Annotated in this window: 7 protein-coding genes; 5 read left to right on the top strand and 2 right to left on the bottom strand. The window is 38.9% G+C overall.

All coding sequences use genetic code 11. From position 1 onward, the window contains the following. The first annotated feature begins 206 nt into the window (after window positions 1-206). The 5 genes from V0410_RS11400 to V0410_RS11380 all read left to right on the top strand — a co-directional run bounded on the left by V0410_RS11400 (window position 207) and on the right by V0410_RS11380 (window position 7,213). Entirely contained in the window at window positions 207-2,699 is a 2,493-nt protein-coding gene (locus tag V0410_RS11400) for a GEVED domain-containing protein (protein WP_330742957.1), read from the top strand. A 306-nt stretch (window positions 2,700-3,005) separates the two neighbouring features. Beyond that, a complete protein-coding gene (locus V0410_RS11395) occupies window positions 3,006-3,971 on the top strand; it encodes a T9SS type A sorting domain-containing protein (protein ID WP_330742956.1) in 966 nt (321 codons plus the stop codon). Between the two features lie 145 nt (window positions 3,972-4,116). Then, window positions 4,117-5,301, top strand: a complete 1,185-nt coding sequence (locus V0410_RS11390) for a hypothetical protein (RefSeq protein ID WP_330742955.1) — start codon at window positions 4,117-4,119, stop codon at window positions 5,299-5,301. Window positions 5,302-5,311: 10 nt separating this feature from the next. Further along, complete coding sequence (locus V0410_RS11385; protein WP_330742954.1) at window positions 5,312-6,733, top strand: hypothetical protein; 1,422 nt, start codon at window positions 5,312-5,314, stop codon at window positions 6,731-6,733. Between the two features lie 24 nt (window positions 6,734-6,757). Next, complete coding sequence (locus V0410_RS11380; protein WP_330747645.1) at window positions 6,758-7,213, top strand: DUF1801 domain-containing protein; 456 nt, start codon at window positions 6,758-6,760, stop codon at window positions 7,211-7,213. A gap of 202 nt (window positions 7,214-7,415) precedes the next feature. Here the strand turns inward: V0410_RS11380 and V0410_RS11375 are convergent, their stop codons facing one another. Both V0410_RS11375 and V0410_RS11370 read right to left on the bottom strand, forming a co-directional pair. Continuing rightward, window positions 7,416-8,681 carry a TolC family protein gene (locus V0410_RS11375; protein ID WP_330747644.1) on the bottom strand — a complete coding sequence of 422 codons (1,266 nt, stop codon included), beginning with the start codon at window positions 8,679-8,681 and terminating at the stop codon, window positions 7,416-7,418. Then, on the bottom strand, window positions 8,671-11,766 hold the full coding sequence (locus V0410_RS11370) for an efflux RND transporter permease subunit (RefSeq protein WP_330747642.1): 3,096 nt from the start codon (window positions 11,764-11,766) through the stop codon (window positions 8,671-8,673). The genes V0410_RS11375 and V0410_RS11370 overlap by 11 nt, the downstream gene beginning before the upstream one ends. Window positions 11,767-11,776 lie beyond the last annotated feature (10 nt).

The raw sequence follows: 11,776 nt of genomic DNA, 5'->3' as shown, positions 1-11,776 counted from the left end.
ACAAAAATAGGATTTAATTTCTCAATAATAAAATTAAGAATCAATAAGAAGATGTTTCATTACGTTTTATGTTACCTTTAAAATTTACTTATTAAAAGGTTTTTAATATTAATTTTTCATACATTTTAAATAAAGGTTGTGATTTTGTTAAAAATAATGTTTTCGTATTATTATTTTTCTTAAATTTCGCCTCAAATGTGATTAAAATGGTAATAAATTTATTTTCTAGAGTAATACCTGCTATTGCTCTGTTTTCAGCCACGGCTATGATGGCTCAGAATTATCAAACCATGCCCATTTCCTCAGGCTTTACAGCTGATGTAATCGCTAACGGCATCGGTTCTTCCACAATTACTACAAACAATGACGTAGACGGAGTTTCTTACGCTTTTGTAGCTAAAGATTTTCAGTTAACCTCCACAAGTGCAGCTATTACGTATGGTATTCCTGTTGACGGGATTATTAATTCTGTAGTGGCAACCACTCCGGGACTGAGTTTTCAACTGGCCGGTCTGAGTGCGAACAACTCTTTAAGACTGGCTGCAATTAATGATAACGGAACCCTGGCATTTACAGCACCGAAAGCTGCAACCAAGCTGTATATGCTTGCAGTAAGTGGAAGTGGTACTTCTACGGTAAATGTAGTAGTGAATTTTACTGATGGAAGTTCGCAGACGTTTTCAGGGATCAGTCTTGCTGACTGGTATAATGGACCTAGTTTTGCCATCCAGGGAATAGGAAGGATTAAAAAGCCCGGGGCTACTCCCAGTGCCGGTGATGATATTCCCTCTCCTGAGGGCGGAACCAATCCAAGATTATATCAGGCTGAACTGGCTATAGATGCTGCAAATCAGGCAAAACTAATACAAAGTGTAACGGTAACCAAAGCAAGTGGTTCAGGTATACCGAATATTTTTGCTTTTTCGGCAGATGCCTATTCGGATTGTATGCCTCCTGTATTGCAGGCCGTTTCCGGAATCACAGCCAATTCTGCTTTAGTCTCATGGACAGGCAGTGCTGCCAGTTATGATGTGTACCACAGTACTTCCAGCACAATACCGGCAAGCTCAGTAACACCTACTTATCCGGGAGTAACAGGAACAAGTACAACAATAGGAGGTCTTAATTCCAATACAACCTATTATTATTGGGTAAGATCGAATTGTAATACAGCAACCGGACAGAGTGTATGGTCTTTTGCAGGAACATTTAAAACGGCCTGTTCTACTTTCACGGTTCCTTATACAGAAAATTTTGATACGACAAGTACAGGTTCACAAAGTAATAACAATGCACCAAGCTGTTGGGCATACCTGGAAACTCCTTCATTTTCGGGGTATGGATATGTAACGACCACCAGTAATTATTCAGTACCTAACGCTTACTATCTATATAATTCAAGCGCTACTACAGGAAATCAGATGTTGGTAGCACCTCCAACGGTGAACCTTTCAGACGGGACCAAACGTGTGAGATTCTATGCAAAAACAGGAACAACAGGGACTACATTGTTAGTAGGTACTTTATCAAACCCTGCAGACCCTGCTTCTTTTACACAGATAGGAACTCCTATTTCTCTTACAACCACGCATGCACAATATACTGTGAATATTCCTGCAGGTTCTGATTTGCAACTGGCATTCAAACATGGTTTAGGAGGTACTTACCGTTCTATTTATATTGATAATATTACCGTTCAGGATATTCCATCCTGCCTTGAGCCGACTGCAGTTGCAGTATCCAATCTTACAACGAACTCTGCATCAATTGGCTGGACAGCTCCTCTTTCGGTTCCTGCAAATGGATACGAAGTATACTACAGTACAACGAATACTGCACCTGATGCATCTACTGTTTTGAACGCTTCCAACTCTGTAACTTCTGTTACGACTTCTGCACCATTAAGTTCATTATCTTCTGATACCAATTATTATGTATGGGTAAGATCTGTATGCAGTGCTGCTGATAAAAGTATCTGGAGTGAAATGCTTACATTCAAAACAGGGTATTGCTTACCTTCATCTACTTCTCAGAATTCATGGCTTTCTGACTTCAGTTCTACAGGAGGACTTGTAGATATGGCTTATTCATCCGGTTCAAGTGTTGCAGGCGGATATCAGAATTTAACAACAACCAGTAACAAAATAATCAATGCTCCTGGATCCAGTACTTCCGTATCTTTTACGGTCGGTGGCCCTACATGTGGAATCGGGGTTTGGGTAGACTGGAATAATAATTTAACTTTTGAAGCTTCAGAAAGAATGTTTGTGACCAATACTTATGTTACAAGCACGTCGGGATCTATCACTGTGCCTGCAGGAACACCTCTTGGATCTTATAGAATGAGAGTGGTGACTGATTATAACAGTACAGCCCCTTCAAACCCTTGTTCTGCTATTTCAAGAGGAGAATTTATTGATTTTACCTTTGAAGTGGCTACCTCTTTATCCACTTCAGAAACGAATCTGAAGAAAAAAGAAGTGAATGTATATCCTAATCCTTTTAAGGATGTGCTTCATGTTGCAGATATCAAAAATGTAAAATCTGTAACTGTTACAGATGTAGCGGGAAGAGTAGTGAAAACTATTGACAATCCAACTAATGAACTTCAGTTAGGGGAATTGAATGCCGGTTTATACTTAGTGACGATGAACTTTAAGGATGGTTCAAAATCAACAGTAAAAGCCATTAAAAAATAAAATTTTTTGAGTTAATAATTTCTGTAGGCAGCTGCATTCGTGCGGCTGCCTTTTTGTTATAAGGGGTAATTTCCTGACTTTAATATTCCCATTTTTATGAGATAGATTATTTCAAAATTCCGGGATTTATTATTGAGAACAGGTAAATAATATTCATTACTTATTTTTTTTGTGTTAATAATTTTAGTTTTTTTGTAGCTATTTTTTACAATTTAAGTCAATATGTTATTTATTGTTTTGTGAAATAGCTTTTTTATTAGTGGTTTTTTATTTTTGGATTAGATTAAACACAAAAAACCTCTCACTATGAAAAAAAAACTATTTTTAGAAAAGCTTTCATGTCTTGCTGTATTCTCTACCGCTGTAATGCAGGCTCAGAATTATCAAACCATGCCGGTTTCTTCAGGCTTTACAACCGATGTCATCGCTAACGGGATGGGTTCTTCCATGATGAGTACAAGCAATGATGTAGATGGAGTTTCTTACGCTTTTGTAGCTAAAGATTTTCAGTTGACACCCACAAGCCCAGCTATTACGTACGGTATTCCTGTTGATGGCATTATCAACTCTGTAGTTACAACAACTCCGGGACTTAGTTATGTTTTAGGAAACTTAAATGCGAATAATTCATTAAGGCTGGCTGCTGCCAATGATAGCGGAACTCTTACGTTTACAACTCCTAAAGCTGCTTTTACATTGTATATGCTTTCTACCAGTGGTAGTGGAACATCTAAGGTGAATGTAACAGTCAATTTTACGGATGGAAGTAGCCAGGTATTTTCCAATATAAGTCTTTCTGATTGGTATGGAGGAGCTAACTTTGCCATCAAAGGGATTGGAAGGATAAAAAGAACTTCAGATGCATTAGAATCAAGTACTACAGATCCGAGACTTTATCAGAATGCATTGGCAATAGATGCGGTAAACCAGGTGAAACCTATACAAAGTGTGATGATAACTAAAGCAAGCGGATCGGGTTATCCTAATATTTTTGCATTTTCAGTTGACGAAAATATACAACTCAGTACCGCTGAAGTAAATGGTCTTAAAAAAGGAGATATTTACCCGAATCCTTTTAAAGATGTTTTTCATATTAGTGATATAAAAGGTGTTAAAACTATAACGGTTACAGATGTAGCGGGAAGAGTAGTGAAAACTATTGACAATCCAACTAATGAACTTCAGTTAGGGGAATTAAATGCCGGTTTATACTTAGTGACGATGAACTTTAAGGATGGTTCAAAATCAACGGTAAAAGCCATTAAAAAATAAAATTTTTTGAGTTAATAATTTCTGTAGGCAGCTGCATTTGTGCAGCTGCCTTTTTTTGTGACCAGTTTTGATAATAACTGGACAAAATATTATCAGAAAATGTCCATAAAATTATTATACATTTGCACCGAAAACTATAATATCCATGAATAAATTTAAACTATTTTTTTTAATACCATTATTTTATTCCGAATTTTCCCAGGCTCAGCGAATTGATAAAGAAATAATCAGTTTCCAGCTTTTAAAAGAGCCGGTTTTTCCTACGGAACTTTCCAACAGAAATTATACGATTACGGTAAGGTCTCCCTACAACATTACAAAAGATGATGTCATCAGAATTTCAAAAGAAGACCACCAGAAAAAGGTAGACAATTACCAGACTAATGTTGAAAATGCCAAGTATGAGCATCAGGAAAGATTAAAAGACTATGATGCTGAAGTAAAAAAACTTCAGGAAAAATACAAACTTGAATCTGCAGAATACAGCAAATTGTCAGCTGTTGAAAAAATTGCAGCAACCAATGGAGCTCCCGTACTGAGGCTTCCTTCAAGACCTATCCTTAATATTCCTCCAATGCCGGTGTACCAGCAGCCTGATCTGAGGGATGCTTTAATTGTGGATAACAAAATTCTGGCTTCTCAAATTGATGTGACCGGTTTTTCAAAAGGTGGAAATTATCTTGATATTGTCATTGAAATGGAAAGAACAAATTTTCAGGACAATCAGGGAAAAACTTTTGCCAACCAACCTACAAAAATCACAGCGAAGCAAGGCGGCGCAGTAAAGCTCGATAAAACCTACTTCTCAGATTTTGCAGAAATAGCAAGCGTTCCGACTAATGAAATTAATCTCAATGCTCAGGAAAAAAGATTCCTGCAAAGAACGATCGACCGCACAAGAAATATTATCAATGAAAACTTCGGGTATCAGACGATTAATTCTACGGTGACATTGGCGACGGTAAAAAACAAAGGAGAGTATGATGATCTGGAGAAAGCGTATATCTATGTGACGACCAATCTGAAAAAGCTTCAGGCGAAATCGGATTATGCACCGAACAAAATTGCCATGGAGAATATGCAGAAAGGAATTGATCTCTGGAAAACAGCTTTAACAAAAGTAAATTACAACGATAAGAAAGCTGTTTACAATCAGAAGATCGGAGAATACCTTTATTTTAACCTGATAAGATTGAATATTGCTTTAGGAAACTATCAGGAAGCAGAGAAATATTTAAATGAGTTACAGGAGCATTTAGTGGATATTAAACTATCCTACGATGCTAATCTTGAACTGAAAAGATTAGAAGAAAAAATTTATAATAACTAAAGAAAACGATATGATTAAACAGATTATTGCTTCGGCATTAATTACCGCTTCCGTGTACTCTTATGCACAGACGAAAGTAACAGAAGGAACAAAATTCACAGTGGATGCCAATCTTGAAACGGATGATAAACTGGTACTGGCAGATGATTACAATTCTTATATGTTCAGTGTTATCAATATTGACGGATTGATGAGAAATGTTTTCCCTCACAAGAAATTACTGATGAGAAAACTGGATCAGAACGGAAGTCTTGTGGATACTTATGTGAAAGATTATGCCAACAAAACGAATGGTGTTCTTCACAATTATCTGGGGTCGCAACAGATCGATGATGATAAATTTATAGCATTTACGGAAGAGTATTTCGGAAAAGAAAACAGAAAGGAAGTATTCCAGCATGTTTTCAGTAGAAAGGAAGGGACTTTTACAACAAAGAGTATTGCAAAATACAGCATCGAGTCTACCAACAAATCAGGAACTACTTATGTCCTTTTCTCAGAAAACGGGAAATATGCAGCCATATTCAATGACAGATATGCGAATAAAAAGACAGATAATGTCAATGATGTGCTGGTAATGGATTTAAGAACACTTTCTCCGGTCTGGAACAAAGAAATCACATTGAGCAATGATTATGTTGAAAAGTCTTTGACATTAACCAACTCAGCGAAAATCGTCCTATTACGTAAAGCCGCAGGCTGGAAAGAATCTTATAAGCTGGAACTGGTTTCCAATACTGAAGATAAAGACCTTCCGTTCGATGATAAATATATTCCTGAAAAGTTATATGCTTTCAGTAAAAATGATAGTGATTATCTGGTGACTTTTGGAAGGAAAAATGCAGCGGTTACTGTTGGAGCAAGTACTTTCGGAACGGTAATGTACTATGATATGAAGTCTGGGAAAGCAGTCATCAGCAATACCAATCTGGCTGGAAGCAAAGATATGAGCGATGTGAAAGTCATTAAAACGATTGTGAAAGGGGATGAAACTTTAATGGCTGTTCAGCAGGAGACGGTGACAAGACCGATGCCTACAGCAATGAACCGTTTCCCTGATCCTGTATATTCTCTGGATGCGGGAATGCTGATCAAGTTTAACAAAGAAGGTGAAGTAAAGCAATTCGTAGCAGCAGGAACTTCTACAGGAAAAAGAATTCATGTGGTTGAAGCCGGAGACAAACTTTATATTTCTGCTTTTTATCCTAAAGGAGCATTTGGTAATACAGGATTTTCTATGAAAGTTTTTGATTTTGCCAATCTGAAACCTCAGGAAGTAAGCCTTGATTATAAAGGTAGAAATTTCTTCCAGAACTACGGTTTTGCAGATGGAAATATGATTCAGTATGTTCCGAATGTCAATAAAATGATGTTCCTTCAAAAGAGCAGCAAAGAGGTTCAGATGTTCAGTGTATACAATTTTATAAAATAATCGTATTTTAGAAAAAATTATCACATGCAGATTCAGTCGGTTTCTATAGAAGATTATATCTCAAAAATTCCTGAAGAGAGACAGGAAGCTTTTAAAAAACTTTTTGATACGGTGAACGACAACCTTCCGAAAGGTTTTGAAGATGCTGCAAATTACGGGATGATAGGCTGGGTAGTTCCTTTGACAACATATCCTGCGGGATATCACTGTGCACCCGGGACACCGCTGCCTTTTATCAACCTTGCTTCCCAGAAGAATTTTATAGCACTCTATCATATGGGACTGTATTCAAAACCGGAACTTCTGGATTGGTTTGTAGGAGAGTATCCCAAATATTCTAAGAAAAAGCTGGATATGGGTAAATCCTGTGTCCGCTTCAAAAAAACAGAAGATATTCCTTTTGAACTGATTGCCGAGCTGAGTCAGAAAATGACTCCTGATGACTGGATCGGAATTTATGAATCACAGTATAAGAAATAAAAAGAGCCCTGAAATCTATTTGATTTCAGGGCTCTTTTTTATGCTGGAAGCTGGAGGATGGGAGTAGGAAGTTATATTTATGTTTAAAAACTATCAATTGTTATTCCTTGATGAGCAATCTGAATATTAAAAAGTTAATTAAATGGTGTGTATTTATTCATCGACATCCAGAAACTTCGATCCTCCAGCTTCCCTCTTCCAGCTAAAAATGAATATCCCAGATTCCTGCTTTTCTTTCAAGCTCAATCAGAGCGGCTGCATTATCTGCAAGAGCTTCATAATAATCTTTTCGAACGCTGTTATAGGTTCTCTGGGCATTCAGGACTTCAAGGATAGAGCTTTCTCCTCTTTTGTAGCTATAAATAATTCCTTCCAGAATACTCTTGGCTTCAGAAAGCATTCCGTTATGAAATTGTCTGAGCTGTTTCTGAGTGGCTGTGTATTGCTGAAAAGCCTGCATTACCTCAGCTCTTATCTCCTGTTCGATCTGTTTATACTCAACTTCTGCCTGCGAATGGGCCATTTCTGCAATTTTCAATCCGGCATTTCTTCTGTTGGAAAATTTTAAAGGAATACTGATACCCATTTTTACAGCATTTACAGTGGGAGAAGGAGCAATTTCATTCGTTGCTTCAGTATGCCGTTCCGCTCCGGCACTGATGCCTAAATCTATGATGCGATTAGCTTTTTCAAGGCTGATCTGGCTTTTGGTTACTTCTGTATTTTGTTTCGCAGCCAATAAATCTGCTCTTTCATTTAAAGCCTGAACAATCAGATCATCGATATTGAAATCTCTGTTGAAAGCATTAAAGTCTCCGGCAACATCTCTGCCTGTAATTTTGCCATCTCCCAGAAATACAGATAAACCGGTGAGAGCCTGCTGCTCTGCACTTTCAGCCTGATATACTTCATTGAGCAAAGAAGCTGCTTCCAGTTTACTCTGTTTGGAAGTGACCAATGTTATCGTTCCCAATTTATACCGGATACTGTCGGATTTTGCCAATTGCTGCATGTTTTGATAAGAATCCTCCTGCACTTCAAGCAAAGCCTTCGATTTTAAAGCCTCAATATATCCTAAGCTGGCATCTGCACGAAGATTCCTGAAAAAATCCTGCAATTGTATTTTGCTCAGCTCCGATTGATTTCTTGCCAGATTTACCCTGGCCTTTCTTTTACCACCCAATTCAAGTGTCCAGCCAAGTGAGGCACCATACACATAACCCATACTTTGTCTTACTCCGTTATTGGTGGTTTCCATTTCCAGCTCAGGATCAGGGAACATATTAGCAGTCTGAATAGCTGCTTCGGACATGCTTACATTGTATTTTTGAGAAGCGTAGCCTAAATTTTTATTTCCTACAAGACTCAGGTATTCTTCAAAGGGTAAAAGCTCTTTTTCCTGTGCTTTCATCCCGGTGATGCTGAGCAATACGACAGATAATATGATAAAACGAACTCTAATTTTCATCTGATTCTAAATTTTGTTTTTTGTTTCGGCGTTCAGTCATAAAATAAATAGCCGGAAGCACGAATAAGGTTAAAATAGTAGAGAACATCAGCCCGTAAACAATTACTGTTGCCAGTGGACGCTGTACATCAGAACCGATTCCTGTGGCCAATGATGCCGGAAATAATCCGATGACAGCAACCGTCGCGGTCATCAGTACAGGTCTGAAACGGTCTTTTGCACCTTTGATGGCAGCCTCTTTCAGTTCATATCCTTTCTTCCGCAGATCATTGATATGAGAGATCATGATCACTCCATTCTGGATGGCCACTCCAAAGAGAGCGATAAATCCTACTGCTGAAGATACATTCAGAGACATTCCGCGGATATTAAGTGCCAGCATTCCCCCAAATAGAGCCAACGGAACGATAGACATCAGTACCAAAGCCTGCCTGAAATCTCCAAAGGCACCGTACAGCAGCAGAAACATAATAGCTAATGCCAGCGGAACAATAAATGCCAGCCTGGAATATGCCCTGTTTTGATTTTCAAACTGTCCGCCCCATTTGATCTGGTATTTCTCATGATCATATTGGATCTCTTTTTCAATTGTATTCTGTGCATTTTTCAGGAAGGAAGAAAGATCGGTGCCTCTTAAATTCAGCTTTACCGTAAGATGTCGTTTATTCATTTCTCGGGTAATGGTGCTTTCTCCGGTACTTAATTTCACTTCTGCGACCTGTGATAAAGGTATTTTGGCTCCGGAAGCTGAAGTAAGCATCAGATTTCCGATTTTATCCGGAGTATCGCGGCTGTCCTCTGTGTAACGGCATGAAATATCATACACTTTATTGCCGATAAAGATCTGGGAAATGGCTTTTCCTCCCAATGCGACCTCAATAAGATCGGCCACATCGGCAACATTCAATCCGTACTGGGCAATTTTATCTCTGTTGGCAATAATCTGCAGTTGAGGTAACGGTGGCTCCTGATCAATGGCAAGGTCTGCCGAACCCGGAATTTTATGTAAAGTAGACAATACATTTTCTGCAATTCTTCTGGTTTCTTTAAAATCTTCTCCATATACTTTTACCACCAGCTCACTGTGCGCTCCGGAGATTTTGTCCATAACTCCATCAATCATAGGTTGTGAAAATCCGACGGTGAATCCCGGCATGTCCTTATAATCTGCAGCAAGTTCTTTGATGAGGTCTGCTTTTGTTTTTCCTGAAGGCCATTCGCTGTAAGGCTTTATTCCGACAGAAACTTCAAAGTGGGAAGCGGTCCATGGGTCGGTACCATCATCGTTACGTCCTGCCTGAACCATCATATAGGTAATTTCAGGATGTTTCAGCGTGCGGGCACGTAAGGTATCACTCATTTCTTTTGATTTGGCTAAAGAAATTCCGGGTGGAAGCTGTACCTGCAGCCATATAGAGCCTTCATCCAGTTCAGGTAAGAAATCTTTTCCCACATGCCAGGAGAGAATTCCGGCAGATACTAAAACAATCATAATGGGAATGAGAACTCTTTTAGGAGTCTGCATTATTTTTTCAATGCTTTTTCCATAGGCTGTGCTGAGTTTCTCCAGCCATTTATTGTGATAAATCTTCTGTGGTTTCCGATAAATTACATAGGCTAATCCCGGGATAAGAAGTAATGCTACAGCAAGGGCTCCCAACAGAGCATATCCAACAGTAAAAGCCATGGGGGTAAATAATTTTTTTTCCACTCTTTCAAAAGCAAATAATGGAAGGTAGGCCGTAATGATAATGATGGTGGAAAAGAAAATCGGTTTTGCTACTTCAATCACTCTTTGCGTAATTGTTTTTTCTTCCAGTGTTTCTTCTGAGTTTTCTTCTCTTTTCTTCAGGATGGTTTCCAGCATAACGATGGCTCCGTCTACAATGATTCCGAAATCAATAGCTCCCAGTGAAAGAAGATTGGCCGGAATATTAGTAAAATGCATTAGTATAAAAGCAAATAATAAAGAAAGCGGAATGGTAATCGCTACCAGTAATGCTCCGCGCCAGCTTCCCAGAAATACAATCAGTACAATAATCACCAGTACAATTCCTTCGGTAAGGGTATGAGAAACTGTGGTAAGCGTTGTTTTTACAAGATCTGTTCTGTCCAGAAAAGGATGGATCTTTACTCCGGGTGGAAGTGTTTCATTATTAAGTTCTTCAATCGCTTCATGTACTCCTTCCAGTACCTGGGAAGGGTTTTGTCCTCTTAGCAATAGTACAATTCCTTCTACACTTTCAGAATAATTACGGTTTCTGTCTGTGTAGCCAAGAACTCCTTTTCTTTCAAGGTTTCCGTATTTTAATGTTCCTATGTCATTCAGGAAAACAGGAACCCCATTCTGGGTTTTGACTACAATTTTTCCCAGATCATCCAGGTCTTTTACCAAACCTATTCCACGGATGACATACGCAAGGTTTCCGCGGGGAAGCATGCTTCCTCCGGCGCTGACATTATTTTTGGAGATTGTTTCGGTAACTTCTGACAGGGATAATCCATACTGTTCAAGCTTATGCGGATCCAGCTCAATCTGGAACTGGGTGGTAATTCCTCCGAAATTGGTGACATCAGCAATCCCTGAAACCTGTTTGATTCGGGGAATAATAACAAATTTCTGTAAATCTGTCAATTCCCGCAGGCTGTGGCTGTTACTTTCAATAATGTAACGATATACTTCGCCGATGGGAGAGGTGAGAGGATCTAATCCCGGCTGTGCCCCATAAGGAAGTTCCACTTCCGTCAGTCTTTCCTGAATACGCTGCCTTGCCCAGTAATCGTCTATGCCATCATCAAAAACAATGGTAATAATGGAAAGCCCGAAGGTACTTTTGCTTCGCATCACATGCATTCCTGGAAGACCGTTCAGAGACCTTTCCAGAGGAATGGTAATTTGTTGTTCTACTTCTTCGGCGGCCAGGCCCGGAACCTGCGTTACCACCTGGGAAGTGACATCAGCAATATCAGGATAGGCTTCTATGGATAATCTGGTCCAGGAATAGTATCCGAAGAATCCCAGTAAAAGGAAGAGGGCAAGCATCAGCCATCTCTTCTGTATAGAGATTGTCAATAATTTCTTCATAGTTTTTCAT

Origin of the sequence: Chryseobacterium sp. CP-77, assembly GCF_036362765.1 — a bacterium.
Classification (GTDB): domain Bacteria; phylum Bacteroidota; class Bacteroidia; order Flavobacteriales; family Weeksellaceae; genus Chryseobacterium; species Chryseobacterium cupriresistens.
Note: the sequence above shows the minus strand (reverse complement) of the source record. Positions and strands in the feature narration are given on the sequence as shown.